Source organism: Sphingomonas sp. PP-CE-3A-406 (assembly GCF_003688625.1).
Lineage (GTDB): Bacteria > Pseudomonadota > Alphaproteobacteria > Sphingomonadales > Sphingomonadaceae > Sphingomonas.
The window spans coordinates 540,954-562,567 of sequence record NZ_RCWY01000003.1 but is presented as its reverse complement, the minus strand read 5'-3'; the positions used below and the strand labels follow the sequence as shown (position 1 = coordinate 562,567).

Sequence of the window (21,614 nt, the reverse complement as noted above, 5' to 3'; positions counted from 1 at the left end):
CACTTGTAGAACAAAAGTTCTTCCGGTCGCTCCCGCGCTTGTGTAGGAGGTTCGCCGAGTGTGGGAGCTTGATGAACATGACGACGGGTACTTTGACGCGGGCCGATCTGGCCGAATCGCTCCACAAGGAGGTCGGGCTGTCGCGCTCCGATTCCTCCAAGATCGTCGAGCAGATCCTGACCGAGATGTGTGGGGCGCTGTCGCAGGGCGAGAACGTCAAGATTTCGGGGTTCGGGACGTTCGTGCTCCGCGACAAGGGTGAGCGCGTCGGCCGCAACCCGAAGACCGGCATCGAGGTGCCGATCGCACCGCGCCGCGTCCTGACGTTCCGCGCCAGCCAGATGATGCGGGAACGCATCGTCGAGGCGGACTGACGCCCGACATGCCTGATACCGACGACGTACTACCCGATGCCGGGGGGCAAAAGGCCGGTGCGGCGTTTCGGACGATCGGCGAACTGTCGCGCGATACCGGCCTGCCGCAGCATATCCTGCGCTACTGGGAAACGCGCTTTCCCCAGCTGAAGCCGCTGCAACGCGCGGGCAACCGGCGCTATTACCGCGCCGAGGATGTCGCGCTGGTGCGGCGGATCGACCAGTATCTCAACCGCGAGGGCTATACCGTGCGCGGCGTCCAGCAGTTGCTGGGGGCTGAGAAGCGCGCACCCGCCATTCCTGGACCGGGCGAGATCGTCGCGCAGGCGGAGTCGCCGATGACCGCGTTGCGCGCGATCCGCGACATGCTGGCAGAAGCGCTCGCGGCCGACTGACATTCTTCCCTCCCTGGAAGGGAGGGGTCGGGGGTGGGTCGGTTTCCACAAGCTCGCACGGCAGTGGCACGAGCCGGCCTAACCACCCCCGGCCCCTCCCTTTCAGGGAGGGGGGCAAGAAGGGGGCTTACCGCTCGCGCGTCGCCGCGAAGCGGATCTTGGCGTAGCGCTCGGCGATGTAGTTCACTTCCCAGGCGCTCTTGGCTAGGAAGACGGGGTTGCCGTCACGGTCCTTGGCCATCGCGCCGCGGTTGATCTCGGCGAAGGTCTTGAGTTCGAGCGGGTCTTCCGCCGTGATCCAGCGCGCGGTCTCGTAGGGAGCGGGTTCGAGCCCGGCCGCGACCTTGTACTCCGCATCCAGTCGCGAGAGCAGCACCTCGAGCTGGAGCTGTCCGACCACGCCGATGATCCAGTTCGAGCCGATGTCGGGGTAGAACACCTGCGTGACCCCCTCCTCGGCCATGTCGTCGAGCGCCTTGCGCAACTGCTTGGTCTTGGTGAAATCCTTCAGCACGACGCGGCGCAGGATTTCGGGCGCGAAGTTCGGCAGGCCGGTGAAGCGGATCGCGGCCTTCTCGCTGAGCGTGTCGCCGACCCGGAGCGTGCCGTGGTTGGGGATACCGATGATGTCGCCGGGGAACGCCTCGTCCGCCAGTTCGCGGTTCTGCGCGAAGAACAGGATCGGCGAATGGACCGCGATCGGCTTGCCGTGGCCGGTCGGCGTGAGCTTCATGCCGCGCTTGAACACGCCCGAGCACAGCCGCATGAACGCGATGCGGTCGCGGTGGTTGGGGTCCATGTTCGCCTGCACCTTGAACACGAACCCGGTGACTTCGGGCTCATCCGGGGAGACGGGGGCTGGCTCGGCAGGCTGCGCGCGCGGCGGCGGGGCATAGTCGGCGAGCGCGGCGATCAGTTCGGCGACACCGAAGTCCTTCAGCGCCGAGCCGAAATAGACCGGCGTCAAATTGCCCGCGCGATAGGCCTCGGGATCGAAGCTCGAATAGCCGCCCTGTGCGAGTTCGGCCTCGTCGTTCAGGCGGACCATCGCTTCGGGGCTGAGGATCTTGGCGAGTGCGGGATCGTCGATGCCGGTGAACGGGATCGCCTTGCCCATGAACTCGCGGCTGTCGCCTTCGGGGCGGCTCAGCATGTTGGCGTAGAGATCATAGACGCCCTCGAACTCGCCGCCCATGCCCACCGGCCAGCTCATCGGGCAGACATCGAGCTGGAGCATCTCGGCCACCTCGTCGAGCAGCGAGAACGGATCGCGCCCCTCGCGGTCGACCTTGTTGACGAAGGTGATGATCGGCACGTTGCGCAGGCGGCAGACCTCGAACAGTTTCCGCGTCTGCGGCTCGATGCCCTTGGCGGCGTCGATCACCATGACCGCCGAGTCGACCGCGGTCAGCGTGCGATACGTGTCTTCGGAGAAGTCTTCGTGGCCCGGCGTGTCGAGCAGGTTGAAGGTGATCCCCTGCCGCTCGAACGTCATCACCGACGAGGTGACCGAGATGCCGCGCTGCTGCTCGATCTTCATCCAGTCGGAGCGCGCGCGACGGGTCTGGCCGCGCGCCTTCACCTCTCCGGCGAGATGGATCGCGCCGCCGAAATAGAGGAGCTTCTCGGTCAGCGTGGTCTTGCCGGCATCGGGATGCGAGATGATCGCGAAGGTGCGGCGGGGAAATTGGGTCATGGCGTGGGTCCAGTGCGCCGAGCTGGGCTCGGAAGGTAAGGAAGTTCAGGCTACGTGCCGCTCGCAATCCCCTTCCCGCGCGGGACGCGGCGGGATCGGGAGGAGGAGGCATGCAGCGATCATCGCGTGCTATTGGCAGATGCGGGGCGTGTAGGACAGAGGGGGCCTCGATGAGGACCGGTGGCAGGAGCGACTCTGCTCCCCAAAGGCAACGCTCTCCCCTCCCTGGAAGGGGGGGGTGGGTCGGTCAGCTTTGGTCGCAACCGTGCCGTGATGCGGACACCGACCCACCCCCTGCCCCTCCCTTTCAGGGAGGGGGGTTCGTCAGTGCTCCTGGACCAGCGTCACCCTCATTTCGATGCGCTTCGTACCGCCCGCAGCGATCTCGAACACACCGGGTTTGTCGCGGTAGTCGCCGGTATAGCCTTCGGGGTCGGCGATGCCGTGCCAGGGTTCGACGCAGACATAGGCCGCGCCGGGCTTGGTCCAGATGCCGAGCTTGGGCGTATCGGGGAAAGCGATCTTCAACTGCGGGCCGGCCTTGGCGCCGTAGGTGACGGCGTCGGAGTGGATCGGGTCCCAGACCAGCGCGTCCTTGGCGAACAGTTCGTCGCGCAGGGCGATGACGCGGTCCTCGACCGGCGAGGGACGCTCGTCGATGGCGATCTGGCCGTCGGGGCTGATCGCCTTCAGCGTGCCGGGCTCGTCGGCGTCGAACGTGATGCGGTGATCGGCGCGGGGTTCGCCATAGGGGAGCGGCCAGGCGAAGGCGGGGTGGAAACCGAAGCTTGCCGGCATCGCAGCGTCGGTGCGGTTGTGAATGTGCGCCTCGAGCGTCAGCGTCGCGCCGTCTAACGTGAAGACGATGTCGAGTGCGAACGCGAACGGGTAGGCTTTGCGGGTTTCCTCGCTGTCGGTGAGGCGGAAGGTGGCGGAGCTTTCCGACTGCGCGACGATGTCGAACGTCGAATGACGCGCGAAGCCGTGCTTCTGCATCGGGTAGGCCTGGCCGTCGAGGCGGATGACGCCTTCGTTGACGACACCGACGACGGGGAAGAGGATCGGGGCGTGACCGGTCCAGAAGGCCGGGTCGGCGTTGGTCATCAGCTCGCGGCCGTCGGCGTCGTGGAGGTGCGTGAGCTCGGCACCGTGCGGGTTGATCTGCGCAGTGAGGTGGTCGTTGGCGATCGTGATCAGGTCGGTCATGGGATTCCTTCCGTGAGCTTCAAACGCGCGAGGCTTCAAAACGCTCACCTCACTCCACCTCACCTCACACCCCCCCGGCGAAGGCCGGGGCCCAATTGGGGGACGGTGATAACGAAGGGCATCGCTCCGTTACACCGGCCTTTCCACTTGGGCCCCGGCCTTCGCCGGGGTGGTGTTGGGGGAGCGTTATCCTCTCAGGCTCGCGCCCTGTTTTGCGGCGGCCGCTACCACCTTGTCGGCGATCGCCTTGATCTCTTCGTCGGTGAAGCTTTTGGCGGTCGGTTGCAGGACGACCTCGACCGCGACCGACTTGTGGCCGTCCTCCACCCCTGCCCCGGTGAACACGTCGAACACGCGGGCCGAGACGATCGCGACCTTGTCCGCCCCCTTGACCGCGCGGACCAGCGTGTCGGTGGCGAGCGCCGCCGGCACGAGGAAGGCGAAATCGCGGCGGACGGCTTGCAGCGCTGGCGGCGTGTAAGCCGGACGGGCAAAGCCGATAGCGCGCTTGGGCGGGATGGCGTCGAGGTAGACTTCTACCGCGGCAACCGCGCCGTCGAGGTCGAACGCCTTCAGCACCGTCGGATGGAGCATGCCGAAGCTCGCCAGCACTGTCTTCGGCCCGAGGCGAAGCGTACCGGACTGGCCGGGGTGCCATGCGTCGCCCGCTTCACCCATCACTTGCAGGTTATCGACGGGCGCGCCCGATGCCGCGAGAAGCGCCAGCGCTTCGGCCTTCGCGTCATACGCGTCGAAGGCCGCCGCTTTCCCATCGCGCCAGCCGCGGGGGCGGCGGTCGCCGGCGAGGACTACGCCTAGCGTCGCGCGTTCGGCGTCCGCCAGATAGCGGCGGCCGATCTCGAACAGACGGACGCTCTGCTGGCCGCGCTTGAGGTTGCGTCCCGTCGCGGCGAGCAGGCCGGGGAGCAGCGACGGACGCATGACTTTCAGGTCTTCGCTGATCGGATTGGCGAGCGTCCACGCGCCGCCACCGAAGGCGGCTGCTTCGGCTTCGGAGAGGAAGCTCCACGTTACCGCCTCGTCGAGCCCTCGGGCGGCGGCGGCACGGCGCGCGCGCCGTTCGAGCTTCTGCTCGGGCGTGGCGGTCGGCTTCGCGACGCCGGGCATCCGGGGGAGCGGCGTCGAGGGGATATTGTCGATGCCCTCGATGCGGACGACTTCCTCGACGAGGTCGGCGGGGCCGTCGACGTCGCGCCGCCAGCTCGGGATCATGACCGGCCATTTGCCCTCGATCGTCGAGAACAGCGCGTCGCTGAACGCGTCGGCCGACTGGATCGCGCCGATCGTGAAGCCGAGCGACAACAATGTCCGCGCCTGGCGTTCGGGGGCGACGTGGAGGCCACCGAGGTCTGCACTCAAGCGCGGATCGTAGTGGATCACACGGGGGTCTAGCGGGGGTTCGCCCGAGCGGGTGACGTCGCTCGCCGTGCCGCCGCAGATGTGGAGCACGAGCGCGGTGGCGATCGCGAGGCCGTCTTCGAGGAAGGCGGGGTCGACGCCGCGTTCGAAGCGGCTGCGCGCGTCGGAGGTCAGCGTCAGCTTCTGGCCGGTGCGCGCGATGTGGTCGGGATCGAAATACGCGCATTCGATCAGCACGTCGGTAGTGTCCGCCGAGACGCCCGAATGCTCGCCGCCCATGATGCCGCCGATGTCGTGCACGGCCGCGTCGTCGGCGATGACGGTCATGGTCGCGTCGAGCGTGTAGGTCTTGCCGTTGAGCGCGACGACCTGTTCGCCGTGCTTTGCCTTGCGCGCGACGAGGCCGCCGGAGAGCTTCGCGCGGTCGTAGACGTGGAGCGGACGGCCGAGGTCGATCATCAGATAGTTGGTGATGTCGACGAGCGCGGAGATGGGCTTCTGGCCGATCGCGATGAGGCTGCGGCGCATCCACTCGGGGGATTCGCCGTTGGTTACGCCGGTGACGGTCTGGGCGAAGAACGCGGGGCAGCTGGCTGTGTCGTCGGTGCGGACGTCGGGACCTGCGCCCTCACTCGTGAACGTATCGAACGTCAGCGGGGTGAGCGTGCCGAGGCCCGCGGCGGCAAGGTCGCGTGCGATGCCGCGGACGCCCATGCAGTCCTGGCGGTTGGGCGTGATTGCGACGTCGATGACCGGGTCGGTCAGGCCGGCATAGTCGGGGTACGGCGTGCCGATCGGGGCGTCTTCGGGCAGTTCGATGATGCCGTCGTGATCCTCGCCGAGTTCCAGCTCGCGCGTCGAGCACATCATGCCGTTGGATTCGACGCCGCGGATGCTGGCGAGCTTGAGCGTCACGTCGAGGCCGGGGACATAGGCACCGGGTGCGCCGAACACGCCGACCAGCCCGGCGCGCGCGTTGGGGGCGCCGCAGACGACTTGGAGCGGACCGTTACCGGCATCGACGGACAGGATCTGGAGCTTGTCGGCCTGCGGATGGCGTTCGGCGCTGAGGACCTTTGCGATCTTGAACGCGGCAAGCTTTTCGCCGGGGTTCTCGACGCTTTCGACTTCGAGGCCGATGCGGGTCAGCGCCTCGACGATCTGGTCGAGCGTGGCGGTGGTTTCGAGGTGCTGCTTGAGCCAGCTGAGCGTGAACTTCATGCGCCGACTCCGCCGGACAAGGTGGGGACGTCGAGGCTCGAAAAGCCGTAATGCTTGAGCCAGCGGATATCGCCGTCGAAGAACGGGCGGAGGTCGTCCATGCCGTATTTGAGCATCGCCAGGCGATCGATCCCGCAACCGAACGCGAAACCCTGCCATTCGTCGGGGTCGAGTCCGCAGGCTTCGATAACCTTGCGGTGGACCATGCCCGAGCCGAGGATCTCGAGCCAGCCATCGGGCTCGGCGCCGCCGACGACGCGCTTGCCCTTGACCAGCGTATAGCCGACGTCGATCTCGACCGAGGGCTCGGTGAACGGGAAGTAGCTGGGGCGCAGGCGGAGGACGATGTCGTCGCGCTCGAAGAACGCCTTCACGAACGTCTCAAGCGTCCACTTCAGGTGGCCGAGCGTGATGCCCTTGTCGATCACGAGGCCCTCGACCTGGTGGAACATCGGCGTGTGCGTCGCGTCGGAATCCGAACGGTAGGTGCGGCCCGGCGCGATGACGCGGATCGGCGGTTTCTGGCTCAACATCGTGCGGATCTGGACCGGCGACGTGTGCGTGCGGAGCAGCGAGAAGGTCGTCTTCTCGTCGGCGGTGCCGGCAGCCTTCGCGTCGATCCCCTGCTGCAGGTAGAAAGTATCGTGCATCGCCCGCGCGGGGTGCGTCTCGGGGATGTTGAGCGCGGTGAAATTATGCCAGTCGGTCTCGATCTCGGGACCGGTCGCGACCGCGAAACCGAGGTCGGCGAAGATCTCGGCGAGTTCGTCCATGACCTGGCTGACGGGGTGGATCGTGCCGGCGGGCGTCGCATCCGCGGGGAGCGTCATGTCGAGCGTTTCGCTGGCGAGGCGCGCGTCGAGCGCGGCGCGTTCGAGCGTGGCCTTGCGCTCGGCGATGCCGTTGGCGACGGCTTCGCGGAGCCCCTGAATCAGCGGGCCTTGGACGAGACGCTCGTCCGGCGTCATCTTGCCGAGCGTCTTCAGCAGCGCGGTAATCGTGCCCTGCTTGCCGAGAGCCTCGACCCGGCACGCGTCGAGCGCGTCGAGCCCGGATGCGGTGGCGATCGCCGTCAGCATGTGGTCGCGCATCTGGTTCAGGTCTTGCGTCACTGTTTCGCCATCCTAATTTCGCGGGTCTCTATCGCTCTACTCGTCATCCCCGCGCAGGCGGGGATCCATATGCGCTACCGGGTCGGTCGTCATCACCGTAGCGGTTATGGATTCCCGCCTGCGCGGGAATGGCGGAGTGGGGGGAATCCCAGCCCGATCGCCAGATCGTCCCAATCGAGATTGCTCTCTTCGATCAACCGCAGCTTCCAGTCGCGGTTCCACTTCTTCAGCTGCTTTTCGCGCGTGATCGCCGCTTCCATCGTATCGGCGATTTCGTAGTGCACCAACCGATGGATGCCGTAGCGGGAGGTGAAGCCCTTGATCAAGCCTTCTCGGTGCTGGTGGATGCGACCGAGCAGGTTGGAGGTGACGCCGATATAGAGCGTGCCGTGCCGGCCGCTGGCTAGGATGTAGACGCACGGCTGCCAGTCCATCCGCTATCCCCTCGCTACAACTTCGTCATTCCCGCGTAGGCGGGAACCCATACTGGCTGACGTTGGGGGTAATCACAACGGTTCGAAGGTTATGGGTTCCCGCCTTCGCGGGAATGACGGTTTGAGGGCGGGCAGTGCTCCGCCTCCAAACGCAGAAAGGGCGCCGGTATCTCCACCGACGCCCTCCCGAAACTCGCCTCAGTCGCGAATTACGCAGCCTGGGGGAGAGCCGCCTTCACCTGGGCGACGATGGCGCTGAATGCAGCGCCCTCGTGCATGGCGATGTCGGCCAGGACCTTCCGGTCGAGTTCGATCCCTGCCAGCTTCACGCCGTGCATGAACTGCGAATACGTCAGACCCTCGGCGCGAACGCCGGCGTTGATGCGCTGGATCCAGAGGCCACGGAACGTGCGCTTCTTAACCTTGCGGTCGCGATATGCGTACTGTCCGGCCTTCTCGACGGCCTGACGGGCGATGCGGATGGTGTTCTTGCGACGGCCATAATAGCCCTTCGCCTGAACCAAAATACGCTTGTGCTTGGCGCGGGTGGTAACACCCCGTTTTACGCGTGCCATTGTCTAATTCCTTCTCAGCTCAACGCAGGCCGTAAGGCGCCCAGGCCTTCACTGCTGCGGTATCGGCCTTCGACAGCAGCTTGGTGCCGCGGTTCTGACGGATGTACTTGCCGTTGTGATGCGCCAGACGGTGACGCTTGCCGGCGACGCCGTGCTTGAGCAGGCCGGTGGCGGTGAGCTTGAAGCGTTTCTTGACGCCGCTCTTGGTCTTCAGCTTGGGCATTTTTATCCTTTCGGTTACGAAGGAGGACGCTGAAATCGCCGCGGCAGCCCACACTGGCCGGGCGATTCGTCGAACGCGTTCCCTTCGAGGAAGCGGGCCGCATAGACGCAATGATCCGCCATATCAACCGTTGTGGAACTGACGCGGCTGTCGTGCGATAGGCCAAGCATGGACGACAGCCCGACGCAGCCGATCGAGACCCCTCCCGCGGCCCCGGAAGCAGCCCCTGCGCAAAAACGTCGCAAGCGGCGGATACTGCGCAACATCCTGCTCGGGATCGTCGCGGTCATCGTCGCGATCTGGCTGGTGCTGTACATCACCAAGGGGCGCTTCCTGAAGCATCCGTTCGAGCGCGTCGTCGGGTCGCTGACGCACCGGACGCTGACCGTGCGCGGCGATTTCCAGCTTTATTTCGCGCCGTTCCGCATCAAGCTGTACGCGGAGAACTTCACGCTCTCGAACCCCGACTGGGCAAGCCGGCCGAACCTGTTCCGCGCGGACAAGCTCGACACGCGGATCGCGCCGCTGTCGCTGATCTTCGGCAAGCGGCGGCTGTACTGGCTCGATCTCGTCAACGGCGCGGTCGATCTGGAGTGGAACAAGCCGCATAGCGCGAACACCTGGACGTTCTCCGAGAAGAAGGGCGGCAAGCCGCTCGAGTTTCCGCGGATCGACGTGGCCACGGTGACGGGCACGTCGGTGCGCTATCTCGACCCGCGGATGCGGATCGTCGCGGACCTCAACATCGCCGATATCCGCTCGGTGGATGCGACGATTGGGCGTGCGGTCGGGCTGACCGGCAAGGGGCGGTTGCGCGAGACGCCGTTCACCGTGACCGCGCAGCTCCTGTCGCCGGACGCGACCGCCAATCGCGGGCAGAACAAGCTGGTCGCGCGGGCGCGGGCGGCGGGGAACATCATCGACGTCGCGGGGACGCTGCCAAGTATCGCCGATGTCGAGAACGTACCGCTCGCCGTGACCGCGCGCGGCGCCAATCTCTCGACGCTGCTGGGTGTGATCGACGTCGCGATCCCGAACACGCGGACCTACAAACTGCGCGCGCAGCTGATCAAGCAGGGCGACGAATACGCCTTCACGCATCTGCGTGGCTTTGCAGGCCGAACCGATCTCGCGGGCAAGCTGACGATCATCAACGGCGAGCGCATCCATCTCGATTCGGTGCTCACGACCAAGAGCCTCGACATCATCGATGCGGCACCGTTCATCGGCTTCAATCCCGACATCGTCGAATCGAAGGGGGCTGTCGCGGCGGCAGCGGCGACGGGCGCCGCACCACAGCGCCTGCTCCCCGACGGGAACCTGCCGGTCGCGACGATGCAGATCTTCGATGCCGACCTGAAATGGACGATCGGCGTGGTGAAGTCGCGCAACCTGCCGATCTCAAACATCGATCTGACGCTCGATCTGGAGCGTGGGCGGTTGGCGCTGTCGCCGCTGACCTTCTCGATGGCGCGCGGCAACGTGGCTTCGGACGTGATCTTCGATACGCGCGCACGGCCGAGCGCGGTCTCGTACGATATCCGCCTCGCGCCGACGCCGTTGGGGCGTCTGCTCAAGGGCTATGGCCTGACCGAAGCCGGGACGACCGGGACCGTCAAGGGTCGCATCAAGCTCGACGGACGCGGCGATTCGATCCACGATTCGCTCGCATCGTCACGCGGCCGGATCGCGTTCGTGCTGCCGTCGGGCGCGCTGTCGGTCCGCAACGTGCAGCTCGCCGAGCTCGATATCGGCACGTTCGCGCAGCGGATGTTCCAGGGCCAGCTGAACGAGCCGGTGCAGATGAATTGCGGGCTGATCGGCTTCACCGTGCGCGGCGGCGTTGCGGCGGCGGACCCGATCCTGATCGACACGCGCAAGAACGTGATCGTCGGGCGCGGCGGGTTCAGTTTCCGCAACGAGGCGGTCGATCTCGCATTTCGTGCGGATTCGAAGAAGTTCAGCCTGTTCGCGGGGCAGTCGCCGATCGGGGTCGGCGGCATGTTCGCCGCGCCGAAGCTGAACGTGATCTCGAAGGATCTGCTCACGCGGGTCGGCAGCGGGCTCGGGCTGGCACTGGTCGCGACGCCGGTTGCGGGGATCCTGGCGTTCGTCGATGTCGGCGATGCGAAGTCGACGGCGTGCGGTCCTGTACTGGCCGGGGCGACGGCGGCGGCGCAGCGAACGACGAAGGGCCAGCCGCGCGATGACGTCGGGCATGGGACGACGGCCAAGGCCGAGGACGGGAAGACGTCTGCGGCGGAGAAGAAGGGTCAGCGGAAGAAGTTTCTCGGGATTTTCTGAGGGGCGCGCGAAACTAGCGCCCCTTCCCTAGCTTGCTCGGTCGGGGATCAGGCGGACGTCCGGGTCGATGGTTGGACCTGCTTCGACGGCTGGCGTGCCGGATCCATGGGTCCCGGCGTCCGCCGGGATGACGGATAGGGGAGTGAGCGTGGCATGGCGGTGGAGACGCAGGAGGCCGATTACAGGCCGCCCGTTCGAATAGCGCGCGGTGCCTGGGTTGGGTCGCGATCACCGCAAGACCATCGTCTTCTCACCGCACCCACCCCGTCACCCCGGCGGACGCCGGGGCCCATGGTAGGGTTAGCTCCGACGACCAACGTGCCGTGTCCGTGGGTCCCGGCGCCCGCCGGGATGACGGATGGGGGGTGGTGATGTGGGGGCGTTGCGCTTTGCGATGCCGCCCTGCTGCTCCCCTGCCGCTTGGAGGAGGGGAGACATGCCCCCGACGGCCTGGGCACTTCCGCTAGACCCTCCCGCAGGCGGGAGGGGAATTCTTATCCGTGATCGTGGCTGGTGTGATCGTGCCCGTCATCGCGCACCCGGTGCATCGCTTCCAGCACGTCGTCCATCCGCGCGGGGTCACCGATAGCGAGAACATGGCCTTCGCTCGCCGCGGTCAGGGGGTCGCCATTCCAGTCGCACATCATGCCGCCTGCCCCTTCGACCACCGGCACCAGCGCGGCGAAGTCGTAGATTTTGAGCCCCGACTCGCAGACCACGTCGAGATGCCCGCTCGCGAGCAGCCCGTAATTGTAGCAGTCGCCGCCATAGACAGGCCCCTGCCGCGGGTTGCCGCCCGAGATTGCCGCGACCAGCGCCAAATAGTGCGGGACGTCGACCTCGTCGAACAGATGCGGGCTGGTGGTGGCGATCGTCGAGCCTGCCAGTTCGCGGCAGGCGCGCGTGCGGACGGGGACGCCGTTGAGCGTCGTCGGGCGGCCCGCGACTCCGACCCAGCGTTCGCGCTGGACCGGCTGGTCGATGATCCCGAGCACCGGCCAGCCATCCTCGACCAAGGCGATCAGCGTGCCGAAGATCGCGCGGCCGACGGTGAAGCTGCGCGTGCCGTCGATCGGGTCGAGTACCCATTTGCGGTTGGTGACGCCCGGCTTCTCGCCAAACTCCTCGCCGACGATGCCGTCGCCCGAACGTTCGGCGTCGAGCAGCCGGCGCATCGCTGATTCGGCCTCGCGGTCGGCGCGCGTGACGGGGGATTGGTCGTCCTTGATCTCGACGCCGTGCTCATGGCGGAAATACGGTCGGATGACGTTGCCCGCAGCATCCGCGAGGCGGTGCGCGAGGTCGATATCGGCTTGGGTGACTGGCATGCCCTCTGCCTATCGGCCGCAGCCGTCGCGAGCAATGGACGGATCATCCGCGTGCGCGTAGGTCGCTGCAATCCAACCGGAGTAACGTCCATGCGCCTCGTCCAGACCCTTGCCGCCGCCGCCCTGCTCGTCGCAACGCCGGCGTTCGCCGCACTCGCGCCAGGCGCCAAGGCGCCCGACTTCACGACTCGCGGGGCGATCGCCGGCAAGATCTTCACCGTGCATCTCGCCGAACAGCTCAAGAAGGGCCCCGTCGTGCTGTACTTCTTCCCCGCCGCCTACACCGGCGGTTGCAACGCCGAGGCGCACGCGTTCGCCGAGGCGATCCCTGCGTTCACCAAAGCCGGCGCGACGGTGATCGGCATGTCGGCCGACAACGTGGAGACGCTCAGCAAGTTCTCGGCCGAGAAGTGCGCGGGCAAGTTCGCGGTCGCGAGCGCAGGGCCTAACGTGGTCAAGGGCTATGACGTCGCACTCGGCAAGCCGGTGATGGGTCGCACGGTGACCAAGCGCACCAGCTACGTGATCGCCAAGGACGGCCGGGTCGCGTTCGTGCATGACGACATGAACCCCGCCCAGCATGTCGCGACGACGTTGGCGGCAGTGGAAAAGCTGACCGGCAAATAGCTGCCGTTCTGGTGACAATATGCTAACGCTTTCGGGTCTATGCCTTTGGTGGGGATGCGGAGGAAGTCATGGGGGACGCGCAAGCGGCCAAGCCGGTATCGGGGGCAGACCCAAGAAACTCGCTGTACGAGCGTATCGGGAGGTTCCTTGACGAGCATCGCCTGAGCCCCGACCCCGCGCATTACCACTTCGCGCATGCCGTTCTATCGGCGCCCGACCAGCCGCTGGCGATCGCGGTCGCGCGGCTGACCGATGGCGGGGTCCGCCTGAGTCGCAACGATATCGAGCGACTCGGCGGTCAGGTCGTCGCCGGCGCCCCGGCGGCGCACCGCCCCGCCTCCGTCCAGGCGTCGGACGTCGCCGCGGAAACCGGCGTCGACAGCGCGATTTCGCTGGTCGTCGAAACGCAGCACCATGTCGAAGACTTCACGCAGATCATGCGGACGATGCAGGACGAAACGCGGGGCTTCGGCCGCGATCTCGCCAAGAGCGCCGCTGCGATCAAGCAGATCGCCGAGATCGACGAGATCACGCAGATCACCACCATGATGATCGGTCGGATCCACGACAGCGAAGTGCGACTCGCCGCCGCCACCGCCGAAGCCGATATCCTGCGCACCAAGCTGGTCGAGGCGCACGACATCGCCCGGCGCGATATGCTGACCGGCCTGCCCAACCGCCGCGCGTTCGAGGAGGCGTTCGCCGAGCGCGACCTCGATGCCGGACCCTATTGCCTGGCGGTGTGCGACATCGACCGGTTCAAGGGCGTCAACGACCTCCACGGGCACGGCGTCGGCGACCGCGTTCTTATCGCGATCGGACAGGCGTTGTCGAGCGAATGCGCACCGCATCTGGTGGTCCGCCACGGTGGCGAGGAGTTTGCGCTGCTGATCAAGGGCAAAACCCTGTCGGATGCGGCCAAGTTGCTCGATCGCGTTCGCGCGACGGTGGCGGCGAAGCGATACCGCAACCGTGAGACCGACGCGCCGCTGGGAAGCATCACCTTTTCGGCGGGCATCACCGCGATCCATATTGAAGAAACGTCGGGAATCGCGTTCTCGCGTGCCGACCGCCTGCTCTATACGGCCAAGGAACAGGGCCGCGATCGGATCTGCGCCGCCTGATCCCGTAAAATGGCGTGTTTTGCGCACGCGATCTGGTGCGATTTCCCAATGGCGTGGGTCGCTCTAGAAAAACTCCAGCCAGCGCAATGACTTAAGAAACTGGCATGGTGCATGCAAAGCTTTCGGTATCGGAGGCCGGATGGTCCGGCTCCCCGAAAAACCGAAGGAAATCCCCATGTCGCTCCGTTTCGAAACCGCTCAGCGTATCGCCATCTCGTTCGTCGGCGCACTGTTCTTCGCCGCCGTCGCGATCACCACCGCCGCACCGATTATCCCGATCGCCTGATCGCGATTACGTCTATTCCTCGACCGCGAGACGCGTGCGCAGAACGAGACGTCGTTCACGCCACCGCCGCATCCCCGATCGGTCCGACCGGCGCCGCCTGATCGCGCGAATAGGTCCCGATCAACACCCCCGCCGCCAGCACATGGCCCGTGATAGCCTCGATCACCGCAGACCGTCCCGGAGTCGCTCCAGGATCGCCCGCGCCTTCACCCACCGCGAACAGCTGGAAGACATAGCGATGCTCACCGTGCCCGCTCGGCGGATCGGGCGGCAACCAGCCTTCGCGGAGATAGGAATTGCGGCCCACATCGCGTCCCCCCGGTTCCCCCGCGCCATCGGCGACGATCGCGCCTTCCGCGAGACGGCCAGCATCCGCATCGAGATCCCAGACGATAGCGTGGACCAAAGGCTGCGGCGCCGGGGCGTCGGGATCCTCGACGATCAGCACCATCGTTGCCGTCCCGGCCGGCGGGTCGCTCCAGACGAGCGGCGGCGACACGCCCTCGCCGTCCAGCGTGAAGCGCGGCGGCAGGCGGGATCCATGCGCGAACGCCGGGCTGGAAAGGTCGATCGACGCCGGCGTGTCGCCGCAGACCTGCGAGACGGCCAGCTTATCCTCGCCGGCGCGCAGACCGCTCATCGCCTGACCCAGCCATGCAGGGATATGTTCGAGCATCGGTTCAGCCCTCCGAAGGACAGGTGTCGTCGCGCCGCTCGGGGGCGCCGCCTGCGTACCATTCGCTTTTCGCGCCCATCTTGTCGGCGTCGTGATAGCAGACCTGGGTCTTGCCGCCCTTGGGGTCGACCAGCACCGTCCAGTTGCGATCGCTGCAATTATGCTCCTCGCATCCCCAGGCGGCGATCCGTGTCCCGTCGCCGGTGGTGCCGGCGCGCTTGATCGTGAAGATCGGCGTCTCGGGACCCGTCCGGCCACGGATTGTCTCGCGCAGCTTGGCATCGCCGACCGCTTCGACCAGCCCGGTCGCGACCTCGGTGCGGTCGAAGAACCCGACGCCGTCGACGGCATCGTGCGGATATTTGCCGACATAGGCGGTGATCGGCGTGGTCTGCGCCTGCCCCGGAATCGGCGTCGGTGCGCGCGTCTCGGGTGGTGTGAAGCCGCTCGGCGCGGGCGCGTTCGCCGCATCGTCGTTCTTGCCGCACGCCCCCAGCAGGAGCGGCGTCGCGAAAAGTGCGACCGCGATCACCGTCTTGATGGGCATCGTCATGGCATTGTCCTCGTTCGTTACGCATCCAACGCGCTTGCGGGCAAACCGGTTGCGGTCGGAGCCTCCGAAGACCACCATGCTCCACATGGTACAGAATTTCGAACGGTTCGTCGTGGCGCAAGACGGCATCTACCCACAGGCGCTCGCCGAACTGCGCGCGGGTGCGAAACGCAGCCACTGGATGTGGTTCGTCTTTCCGCAGATCGCCGGGCTCGGCCACAGCGCGATGGCGCGGACCTATGCGATCGCCTCGGCGGCCGAGGCACGCGGCTATCTTGCGCATCCCGTGCTCGGGCCTCGCCTGATCGATGCGACCGAAACGGTGACGCGCGCGCGTGGTTCGGCGGAAACGATCCTCGGCTGCATCGATGCCGTGAAGCTGCGCTCGTCGATGACGCTGTTCGCGCGCGTCGCCGACGATCCGACGCCGTTTCGCGCCGCGCTCGACCGGTTCTTCGGCGGGGCCGAGGATCCCGCGACGATCGCGTTGCTCGACCAGGACCAGGCGCGATAAGACGGGCGCATGACGCAGTAACCGTGTACCATGACGGCGGGGCGTTCCGCTCCCTGAGGTGTCGTCATGGCGAAGAGCCAGAAGAAGTCGAACAAGGAAGTCCGCAAGCCCAAGGCCGAAAAGGCGCCGAAAGCCAATGCGTCGAACCCGACCAGCAAGGGCAAGGCCGTGGAAATGACCACGCTCAACTAACCTGCGGCGTGCGGCGCTAGTCCAGCGCGGCACGAATGGCGGCGGCAGCGATGAACGGCGCGCCTGCGACCAGCACAAGGCTGACCGCAGCGAGCAGTTTCATCGCGCCGGCCCCGCCTGCGGGATCGAGCGCGCCCGCCCCGAAGATCAACAGCGGGACAGCGAGCGGCAGCATCGCCAGCCCGACCACCGCGCCGCTGCCGCGCACCGCTGCGACCAGCGCGCTCGTCGCGACGGCGAGCGCGGCCAAGCCGGGCGTCCCGATCAGCAACCCAAGCTCGACGCGGACCAGCGTATCGAGCGACAGGTCGAACAAACCCGTGGCGATCACCGCCGCCAGCATCAGCGGCGGACCGAAGCTCAGCCAGTGCGCGATAGTCTTGGCGGTCGCGACCGCGGCCATCGACAGCCCGCGCACGGCAAGCTGATCGAACACGCCCGCGTCGAGATCCGGCGCGATCAGCCGCTCGACCGGTAGCAACGCCGCCAGCAGCGCCGCGGTCCAGATCACGCCGCCACCGATCCGCGCCAGCAGCGCACCGTCCGGGCCGATCGCGAGCGGGAACAGGATCGCCACCAGCAGGAAGAACGCGACCACCAGGACGGCGCCACCACTCGCCACACTGCGGCGCAGATCCCGGCGGATCAGCGCGATCACAACGCCACCTCGGCGGCATGCGGCAGGTCGAGCGCGACGTGCGTGGCGATCAGCGCGATGCCGCCTTGCGCGCGGTGCTCGGCGAGCAATGCCCGCAGCCGTGCGATCGACTCGGCATCGAGCCCGTTGGCGGGTTCGTCGAGCAACCACACCGGCGCGCCGCTCGCCGCGACGCGTGCCAGCGCGGCACGGCGGCGCTGGCCCGTCGACAGGAGGCGTACCGGGATGTCCGACAGCGCGGTCAGGTCGAGCGCGGCGATCGCACGCGCGACGCGGCCGGCGGGATCGGGCGTCCGGTCGAGCATCGCCCAGAACCGCAGCGCCGCGCTCAATGTCTGGTCGACGTCGAGCGCGCTTGCCTCGGTCAGCAACGCGATCCCAGCATAGCACGACACCGTGCCTTCTGACGGCGCGAGCAGGCCCGCGGCGATGCGGATCAGGCTAGACTTGCCGATCCCGTTGGGCCCGGTGACGACCACCGCATCGCCCGGCGCGAGCGCGAACGACACGTCGGCGAACAGCGGCCGCCCGCCGCGCACGCACGCCACCGCGTCGAAGACGAGCGTCATGCCGCCCGCCCGGTCGCGCTCATGAACCGCTATCGTCGGGCACGGACTCTTCCAGCGCGTGCATGTCATCGTCGCTGAGACCGAAATGATGGCCGATCTCGTGGATCGTGACATGCGCGACGAGGTCGTCGAGGCGAACGCCGGTCTCGATCCATTCCTCGAGGATCGCGCGACGGTAGAGCACGATGCGGTCGGGCATGGTGCCTGAGTCCATCGATGATTTCTCGCCGAGGGGGCGGCCGTGATAGAGCCCGGACAGGTCGAGCGGATGCTCGAGCCCGAGCGCGGCCAGCGTCTCGTCGTCGGCGAACTCCTCGACCGCGAAGACGATGTCGCCGAGATGCGCGGCGAACTGCACGGGAAGCCTGGCGATCGTCGCCCGCGCGATCGCCTCGATCGCGTCGGCATCTGGTGCCTGGCCGGAGAATGTCGCTTGCCCGCTCATGCGAGCAGCCATACGCGGTGGGCAACGATAGCGGCAAGGGATACGCGGATGGTCGAAGCGCTGAACGAAACCGAGCGGGCCGAGGCGCTCGATGGGCTGGACGAGTGGGATTACGACGATGCGCGCGACGCGATCACGCGGACGATCGTGTTCGCCGATTTCGTCGAAGCATTCGGGTTCATGACGCAGGTCGCGCTGATCGCCGAGCGCGCGAACCATCATCCGGAGTGGAAGAACGTCTGGAACCGGGTGGAAATCCTGCTTACCACGCATGACGCGGGGGGCTTAAGCCCGCGGGATATCGAGATGGCCGAAGCGATCGACGCGATCGTCGGCGACGCCTGATCGGCTGCACAACGGCGTCCAATCAATCCTCCCCCGCAAGGGGGAGGTGGCACCGAAGGTGACGGAGGGGGGACACGGAACGGCGGTTACCCCTTTCCTCCCCCTCCGTCTGGCAAGCGCCAGCCACCTCCCCCTGACGGGGGAGGATCGGACTCAGCCTCGTGTCATGCTGCGGCGCATCCGTTTGCGCAGGCTGCCCGGCATCCACCGTGCCGCGAACGCCATGCGGTGCGCGGTCTTGCCGACATAGGTGTGGACCTTGTCGCCGTGGACCGCCTCCCACGCGGCGTCGGCGACCTTGTCGACTCCGGTCAGTTCGAGCCCGGCGCCCGTCACCGTCTCGCGGATCGAGTGATTGCTGTTCCCCGCCGCCGAATCGAGCAACGGCGTGTCGATGAAGCTCGGCACGATCGACCGAACCTTGATGCCGTCCGCCGCCCATTCGCCGTCGAGCGCTTCGGTGATCGCGCGGATGCCGAACTTGGTCGCCGAGTACGGCGCAAGCCCCGACGAGCCGTAGATCGCCGACGCCGACGCGGTGTTGAGCAGGCACGAGCCCGGCGTCCGCTTGAGATAGGCATAGCCGATCCGCGCGCCGTTCAACGCGCCGACCAGGTTGATCGCGATCACCCGGTCGATCTCGGCGAAATCGGTCTCCGCCAGCGGTCCGCCCGAGCCCACCCCGGCATTGTTGAACAGCACGTCGAGCCGGCCGCCGGTGGTCGCGACGAACGCGTCGAGCGAGGCTGTCCATGCATCACGGTCGCGCACGTCCATCCGGTAGGTGCTCACCATGCCGTCGGGCAGCGATGCCGCGGTCTCGGCAAGCCCCGCGACGTTGACGTCGGCGAGCCCGACCCGCCAGCCCTTCCGCGCGAACAGCACCGCGGTCGCACGGCCGATCCCCGATCCGCCGCCGGTGATGAAAATGCTCTGCTGCGTCATGACATCGCTCCCCTTATTATTTTTGGTCATTTGATTTTACGGTATGTTTCCCGCATCCTGCGCGCAGATGCCAGACAATTTGCCAGCGCTCACTTTCGAACACGTCACCAAGCGGTACGGGTCGACGGTCGCCGTCGATCATGTCTCGCTCGAGATCGCTCCCCGCGCCTTCGTCGCGCTGGTCGGGACGTCGGGATCGGGTAAGTCGACGTTGCTCAAGACGATCAACCGGCTGGTCGAGCCGAGCGAAGGCCGCGTGACGATCGACGGTGCCGACGTCACGGGCGAGCCTGCGCCGGAGCTCCGCCGGCGGATCGGCTATGTGTTCCAGAATATCGGCCTGTTCCCGCACATGACGATCGCCGAGAATATCGCGATCGGGCTGCGGATCGCGGGACGACGCGACGAGGCCAAGGTCGGCGAGCTGCTCGACCTGGTCGACCTGCCGCGCGATATCGCCGGGCGGATGCCCGACGCGCTGTCGGGCGGGCAGCGCCAACGCGTCGGGATCGCCCGCGCGCTCGCGCCGGGGGCGAAGCTGCTGTTGCTCGACGAGGCGTTCGGCGCGCTCGATCCGGTCACGCGCGATGCGCTGGGGACGCGGATCCGCGAGTTGCACGACCGGCTCGGGCTGACGACGATCCTGGTGACTCACGACATGGCGGAGGCGCTGTTGCTCGCGGACCGCGTGCTGGTGATGAAGGCCGGGCGGATCGTCGCCGACGCGACCCCGCGCGAGCTGGTGTCGGGCAAGGGCGGCGACGACGCGCAGGCGCTGGTGCAGGTGCCGCGCGCGCAAGCCGAACGCTTGCAGGCGTTGGTTTCGTGAGCGCGTTTCTCGATGCGCTCGGCCGCGTGCCGCCGTTGCTCGCTGCGCATGTCCTGCTGTCGGCGTCGGCGCTGCTGCTGGGGATCGCGATCAGCCTGCCGCTGGGGATCTGGTCGGCGCGCAACGCCACCGTCGCGCGCGTGTCGCTCGGGTTCGCGAGCCTCGTCCAGACGATCCCGAGCCTCGCCTTGCTCGCGCTGTTCTACCCGCTGTTGCTGAGCCTGTCCGCGCTCGTCGGCGGCGGCATTCCCGCGCTCGGCTTCCTGCCGTCGCTGATCGCGTTGACGCTGTATGCGCTGCTGCCGATCCTGCGCAACGCGGTGGCGGGTTTGCACGGGCTCGATCCCGCGGTGATCCAGGCGGCGGATGCGGTCGGGATGACGCCCGCGCAAAAGCTGCGGCTGGTCGAGGCGCCGCTGGTCGCGCCGGTGCTGATCGCGGGCATTCGCACTGCGGCGGTGTGGACGATCGGTGCCGCGACGCTGTCGACGACGGTCGGCCAGCCGAGCCTGGGCGACATGATCTTCGCGGGGTTGCAGACGCAGAACTGGGCGCTGGTGCTGGCCGGCTGCGTGTCGGCGGCGGCGCTGGCGCTGGCGGTCGATGCGCTGATCGGCGGGATCGAATACGGCATCCGCGCGCGGCGGCGCTGGCTGTGGATCGCGTGCACCGCGATGCTGGTCGCGGGGACCGCCGTGGCGACCGCGCCGCTATGGCCGAAGAGCGGCGGCGACCGGACGGTGGTGGTCGGGGCGAAGAATTTCTCCGAGCAATATATCCTCGCGCGGCTGATCGGCGACCGGTTGGAGCATGCGGGATATACCGTGCAGTACCGCGACGGGCTGGGCTCGGCGGTGGTGTTCGGGGCGCTCTCGACCGGGGATATCGATGTGTATGTCGATTACGCCGGGACGATCTGGGCGAACGAGATGAAGCGGCACGACGTGCCCGAGCGTCGGCCGATGGTCGCGGCGATCGGGGCCTGGGCCAAGCGCGAGCATGGGGTCGGCCTGGTCGGGTCGCTCGGGTTCGAGAATGCCTATGCGTTCGCGATGAAGTCGGATGCGGCCAAGGCGAAGGGGATCGCCAGCCTCGACGATCTGGTCAGGGCGGCGCCGACGATGACGCTAGGCAGCGACCTGGAGTTTCTCGAGCGGCCCGAATGGGCGGCGGTGAAGCGCGCCTATCCGCTGCGGTTCGCCAAGACGACGCCGTACAGCCCGACCTTCATGTACCGCGCGCTCGAAAGCGGGAATGTCGACGTGATCTCGGCGTTCTCGTCCGATGGGCGGATCGCGGCGGATCGGCTGACCGTGCTGAGCGATCCGCGGCACGCGATACCGGGATACGACGCGATCCTGATGGTGGCGCCGAAGCGGGCGGGGGATGCGAAGTTCCTCGCCGCGCTGACGCCGCTGGTCGGGCGGATTCCGGTCGAAGCGATGCGGACGGCGAATTATCAGGTCGACCGCGATGTGGACAAGCAGACGCCCGAAGCCGCGGCACGGTGTCTGGCGGCGAAGGTCGGGCTTTAAAAGGCCGCCCCACTTTGACATCGCAACTTCGAATCACACCACCGTCATCCCCGCGAAGGCGGGGATCC

The 21,614-nt window shown here is 67.1% G+C and carries 24 protein-coding genes; 10 read left to right on the top strand and 14 right to left on the bottom strand.

The window, feature by feature from the left end:
- The first annotated feature begins 71 nt into the window (after window positions 1–71).
- Window positions 72–374: an integration host factor subunit alpha gene (locus C8J44_RS14565; protein WP_404969217.1), complete on the top strand. Its 303-nt coding sequence runs from the start codon at window positions 72–74 to the stop codon at window positions 372–374.
- A gap of 8 nt (window positions 375–382) precedes the next feature.
- Window positions 383–769 carry a MerR family transcriptional regulator gene (locus C8J44_RS14560; RefSeq protein WP_121905081.1) on the top strand — a complete coding sequence of 129 codons (387 nt, stop codon included), beginning with the start codon at window positions 383–385 and terminating at the stop codon, window positions 767–769.
- A 127-nt stretch (window positions 770–896) separates the two neighbouring features.
- Here C8J44_RS14560 and C8J44_RS14555 read toward each other — a convergent pair whose 3' ends face one another.
- The 7 genes from C8J44_RS14555 to rpmI form a co-directional block, all read right to left on the bottom strand.
- Window positions 897–2,465 (bottom strand): peptide chain release factor 3, encoded by a 1,569-nt coding sequence (locus tag C8J44_RS14555; protein WP_121905080.1) that lies wholly within the window; start codon window positions 2,463–2,465, stop codon window positions 897–899.
- 324 nt (window positions 2,466–2,789) lie between these two features.
- The gene (locus C8J44_RS14550; protein ID WP_121905079.1) at window positions 2,790–3,671 is read right to left on the bottom strand and encodes an aldose 1-epimerase family protein; all 882 of its coding nucleotides are present in this window, start codon (window positions 3,669–3,671) and stop codon (window positions 2,790–2,792) included.
- Between the two features lie 186 nt (window positions 3,672–3,857).
- Window positions 3,858–6,272, bottom strand: a complete 2,415-nt coding sequence (gene pheT / locus C8J44_RS14545) for a phenylalanine--tRNA ligase subunit beta (protein WP_121905078.1) — start codon at window positions 6,270–6,272, stop codon at window positions 3,858–3,860.
- Window positions 6,269–7,363, bottom strand: a complete 1,095-nt coding sequence (pheS, locus tag C8J44_RS14540) for a phenylalanine--tRNA ligase subunit alpha (RefSeq protein WP_183128833.1) — start codon at window positions 7,361–7,363, stop codon at window positions 6,269–6,271. Before pheS ends, pheT begins: the two co-directional genes overlap by 4 nt.
- 125 nt (window positions 7,364–7,488) lie before the next feature.
- Window positions 7,489–7,818 carry a GIY-YIG nuclease family protein gene (locus C8J44_RS14535; RefSeq protein ID WP_121905076.1) on the bottom strand — a complete coding sequence of 110 codons (330 nt, stop codon included), beginning with the start codon at window positions 7,816–7,818 and terminating at the stop codon, window positions 7,489–7,491.
- 209 nt (window positions 7,819–8,027) lie between these two features.
- A complete protein-coding gene (gene rplT / locus C8J44_RS14530; protein ID WP_056054375.1) occupies window positions 8,028–8,393 on the bottom strand; it encodes a 50S ribosomal protein L20 in 366 nt (121 codons plus the stop codon).
- Between the two features lie 19 nt (window positions 8,394–8,412).
- Window positions 8,413–8,616, bottom strand: coding sequence for a 50S ribosomal protein L35 (rpmI, locus tag C8J44_RS14525; protein ID WP_031395289.1), 204 nt, complete (start codon window positions 8,614–8,616; stop codon window positions 8,413–8,415).
- Window positions 8,617–8,784: 168 nt separating this feature from the next.
- Here rpmI and C8J44_RS14520 point away from each other — a divergent pair, with 168 nt between their 5' ends.
- Window positions 8,785–10,920, top strand: a complete 2,136-nt coding sequence (locus tag C8J44_RS14520; RefSeq protein WP_183128797.1) for an AsmA family protein — start codon at window positions 8,785–8,787, stop codon at window positions 10,918–10,920.
- Window positions 10,921–11,414: 494 nt separating this feature from the next.
- Here C8J44_RS14520 and C8J44_RS14515 read toward each other — a convergent pair whose 3' ends face one another.
- Window positions 11,415–12,248, bottom strand: a complete 834-nt coding sequence (locus C8J44_RS14515; protein WP_121905075.1) for an inositol monophosphatase family protein — start codon at window positions 12,246–12,248, stop codon at window positions 11,415–11,417.
- 90 nt (window positions 12,249–12,338) lie between these two features.
- On the opposite strand from C8J44_RS14515, the gene C8J44_RS14510 reads away from it, so the two are divergent.
- Together C8J44_RS14510 and C8J44_RS14505 are read left to right on the top strand one after the other, a co-directional pair.
- Entirely contained in the window at window positions 12,339–12,875 is a 537-nt protein-coding gene (locus tag C8J44_RS14510; RefSeq protein WP_121905074.1) for a peroxiredoxin, read from the top strand.
- Window positions 12,876–12,943: 68 nt separating this feature from the next.
- Complete coding sequence (locus C8J44_RS14505) at window positions 12,944–13,999, top strand: GGDEF domain-containing protein (RefSeq protein WP_121905073.1); 1,056 nt, start codon at window positions 12,944–12,946, stop codon at window positions 13,997–13,999.
- Between the two features lie 341 nt (window positions 14,000–14,340).
- On the opposite strand, the gene C8J44_RS14500 is transcribed toward C8J44_RS14505, so the two are convergent.
- Window positions 14,341–14,961 carry a YbhB/YbcL family Raf kinase inhibitor-like protein gene (locus C8J44_RS14500; protein ID WP_121905072.1) on the bottom strand — a complete coding sequence of 207 codons (621 nt, stop codon included), beginning with the start codon at window positions 14,959–14,961 and terminating at the stop codon, window positions 14,341–14,343.
- Between the two features lie 4 nt (window positions 14,962–14,965).
- Complete coding sequence (locus C8J44_RS14495) at window positions 14,966–15,514, bottom strand: hypothetical protein (RefSeq protein WP_259466879.1); 549 nt, start codon at window positions 15,512–15,514, stop codon at window positions 14,966–14,968.
- A gap of 76 nt (window positions 15,515–15,590) precedes the next feature.
- Here C8J44_RS14495 and C8J44_RS14490 point away from each other — a divergent pair, with 76 nt between their 5' ends.
- Both C8J44_RS14490 and C8J44_RS18805 read left to right on the top strand, forming a co-directional pair.
- Window positions 15,591–16,028: a DUF1810 domain-containing protein gene (locus C8J44_RS14490; protein WP_404969216.1), complete on the top strand. Its 438-nt coding sequence runs from the start codon at window positions 15,591–15,593 to the stop codon at window positions 16,026–16,028.
- Window positions 16,029–16,094: 66 nt separating this feature from the next.
- Window positions 16,095–16,220 carry a hypothetical protein gene (locus C8J44_RS18805; RefSeq protein ID WP_259466878.1) on the top strand — a complete coding sequence of 42 codons (126 nt, stop codon included), beginning with the start codon at window positions 16,095–16,097 and terminating at the stop codon, window positions 16,218–16,220.
- 16 nt (window positions 16,221–16,236) lie between these two features.
- On the opposite strand, the gene C8J44_RS14485 is transcribed toward C8J44_RS18805, so the two are convergent.
- Genes C8J44_RS14485 through C8J44_RS14475 form a run of 3 tightly spaced genes read right to left on the bottom strand, consistent with a single transcriptional unit; the run spans window position 16,237 to window position 17,892 of the window.
- Window positions 16,237–16,878, bottom strand: coding sequence for a heme exporter protein CcmB (locus C8J44_RS14485; protein WP_121905071.1), 642 nt, complete (start codon window positions 16,876–16,878; stop codon window positions 16,237–16,239).
- Complete coding sequence (gene ccmA / locus C8J44_RS14480) at window positions 16,875–17,447, bottom strand: heme ABC exporter ATP-binding protein CcmA (protein WP_121905070.1); 573 nt, start codon at window positions 17,445–17,447, stop codon at window positions 16,875–16,877. The genes C8J44_RS14485 and ccmA overlap by 4 nt, the downstream gene beginning before the upstream one ends.
- A gap of 19 nt (window positions 17,448–17,466) precedes the next feature.
- Complete coding sequence (locus C8J44_RS14475) at window positions 17,467–17,892, bottom strand: metallopeptidase family protein (RefSeq protein ID WP_404969215.1); 426 nt, start codon at window positions 17,890–17,892, stop codon at window positions 17,467–17,469.
- A gap of 48 nt (window positions 17,893–17,940) precedes the next feature.
- On the opposite strand from C8J44_RS14475, the gene C8J44_RS14470 reads away from it, so the two are divergent.
- Window positions 17,941–18,237 carry a 4a-hydroxytetrahydrobiopterin dehydratase gene (locus C8J44_RS14470; RefSeq protein WP_056054351.1) on the top strand — a complete coding sequence of 99 codons (297 nt, stop codon included), beginning with the start codon at window positions 17,941–17,943 and terminating at the stop codon, window positions 18,235–18,237.
- Window positions 18,238–18,390: 153 nt separating this feature from the next.
- Here C8J44_RS14470 and C8J44_RS14465 read toward each other — a convergent pair whose 3' ends face one another.
- Window positions 18,391–19,182, bottom strand: a complete 792-nt coding sequence (locus C8J44_RS14465) for an SDR family oxidoreductase (RefSeq protein WP_121905068.1) — start codon at window positions 19,180–19,182, stop codon at window positions 18,391–18,393.
- A gap of 67 nt (window positions 19,183–19,249) precedes the next feature.
- Here C8J44_RS14465 and C8J44_RS14460 point away from each other — a divergent pair, with 67 nt between their 5' ends.
- Window positions 19,250–20,011, top strand: coding sequence for an ABC transporter ATP-binding protein (locus C8J44_RS14460; RefSeq protein ID WP_121905473.1), 762 nt, complete (start codon window positions 19,250–19,252; stop codon window positions 20,009–20,011).
- Window positions 20,008–21,546 carry an ABC transporter permease/substrate-binding protein gene (locus tag C8J44_RS14455; RefSeq protein WP_121905067.1) on the top strand — a complete coding sequence of 513 codons (1,539 nt, stop codon included), beginning with the start codon at window positions 20,008–20,010 and terminating at the stop codon, window positions 21,544–21,546. The genes C8J44_RS14460 and C8J44_RS14455 overlap by 4 nt, the downstream gene beginning before the upstream one ends.
- Window positions 21,547–21,614 lie beyond the last annotated feature (68 nt).

What these genes read in the sequence shown, in the direction of transcription:
- pheS (WP_183128833.1), bottom strand. Translation starts at nt 7,363, where the DNA reads ATGCGCGACCACATGCTGACGGCGATCGCCACCGCATCCGGGCTCGAC.
- rpmI (WP_031395289.1), bottom strand. Translation starts at nt 8,616, where the DNA reads ATGCCCAAGCTGAAGACCAAGAGCGGCGTCAAGAAACGCTTCAAGCTC.
- C8J44_RS14565 (WP_404969217.1), top strand. Translation starts at nt 72, where the DNA reads ATGAACATGACGACGGGTACTTTGACGCGGGCCGATCTGGCCGAATCG.
- C8J44_RS14515 (WP_121905075.1), bottom strand. Translation starts at nt 12,248, where the DNA reads ATGCCAGTCACCCAAGCCGATATCGACCTCGCGCACCGCCTCGCGGAT.
- pheT (WP_121905078.1), bottom strand. Translation starts at nt 6,272, where the DNA reads ATGAAGTTCACGCTCAGCTGGCTCAAGCAGCACCTCGAAACCACCGCC.
- C8J44_RS14490 (WP_404969216.1), top strand. Translation starts at nt 15,591, where the DNA reads ATGCTCCACATGGTACAGAATTTCGAACGGTTCGTCGTGGCGCAAGAC.
- C8J44_RS14500 (WP_121905072.1), bottom strand. Translation starts at nt 14,961, where the DNA reads ATGCTCGAACATATCCCTGCATGGCTGGGTCAGGCGATGAGCGGTCTG.
- C8J44_RS14495 (WP_259466879.1), bottom strand. Translation starts at nt 15,514, where the DNA reads ATGACGATGCCCATCAAGACGGTGATCGCGGTCGCACTTTTCGCGACG.
- C8J44_RS14475 (WP_404969215.1), bottom strand. Translation starts at nt 17,892, where the DNA reads ATGAGCGGGCAAGCGACATTCTCCGGCCAGGCACCAGATGCCGACGCG.
- C8J44_RS14550 (WP_121905079.1), bottom strand. Translation starts at nt 3,671, where the DNA reads ATGACCGACCTGATCACGATCGCCAACGACCACCTCACTGCGCAGATC.
- rplT (WP_056054375.1), bottom strand. Translation starts at nt 8,393, where the DNA reads ATGGCACGCGTAAAACGGGGTGTTACCACCCGCGCCAAGCACAAGCGT.
- C8J44_RS14510 (WP_121905074.1), top strand. Translation starts at nt 12,339, where the DNA reads ATGCGCCTCGTCCAGACCCTTGCCGCCGCCGCCCTGCTCGTCGCAACG.
- C8J44_RS14560 (WP_121905081.1), top strand. Translation starts at nt 383, where the DNA reads ATGCCTGATACCGACGACGTACTACCCGATGCCGGGGGGCAAAAGGCC.
- C8J44_RS14470 (WP_056054351.1), top strand. Translation starts at nt 17,941, where the DNA reads ATGGTCGAAGCGCTGAACGAAACCGAGCGGGCCGAGGCGCTCGATGGG.
- C8J44_RS18805 (WP_259466878.1), top strand. Translation starts at nt 16,095, where the DNA reads ATGGCGAAGAGCCAGAAGAAGTCGAACAAGGAAGTCCGCAAGCCCAAG.
- C8J44_RS14460 (WP_121905473.1), top strand. Translation starts at nt 19,250, where the DNA reads ATGCCAGACAATTTGCCAGCGCTCACTTTCGAACACGTCACCAAGCGG.
- C8J44_RS14520 (WP_183128797.1), top strand. Translation starts at nt 8,785, where the DNA reads ATGGACGACAGCCCGACGCAGCCGATCGAGACCCCTCCCGCGGCCCCG.
- C8J44_RS14465 (WP_121905068.1), bottom strand. Translation starts at nt 19,182, where the DNA reads ATGACGCAGCAGAGCATTTTCATCACCGGCGGCGGATCGGGGATCGGC.
- C8J44_RS14505 (WP_121905073.1), top strand. Translation starts at nt 12,944, where the DNA reads ATGGGGGACGCGCAAGCGGCCAAGCCGGTATCGGGGGCAGACCCAAGA.
- ccmA (WP_121905070.1), bottom strand. Translation starts at nt 17,447, where the DNA reads ATGACGCTCGTCTTCGACGCGGTGGCGTGCGTGCGCGGCGGGCGGCCG.
- C8J44_RS14535 (WP_121905076.1), bottom strand. Translation starts at nt 7,818, where the DNA reads ATGGACTGGCAGCCGTGCGTCTACATCCTAGCCAGCGGCCGGCACGGC.
- C8J44_RS14555 (WP_121905080.1), bottom strand. Translation starts at nt 2,465, where the DNA reads ATGACCCAATTTCCCCGCCGCACCTTCGCGATCATCTCGCATCCCGAT.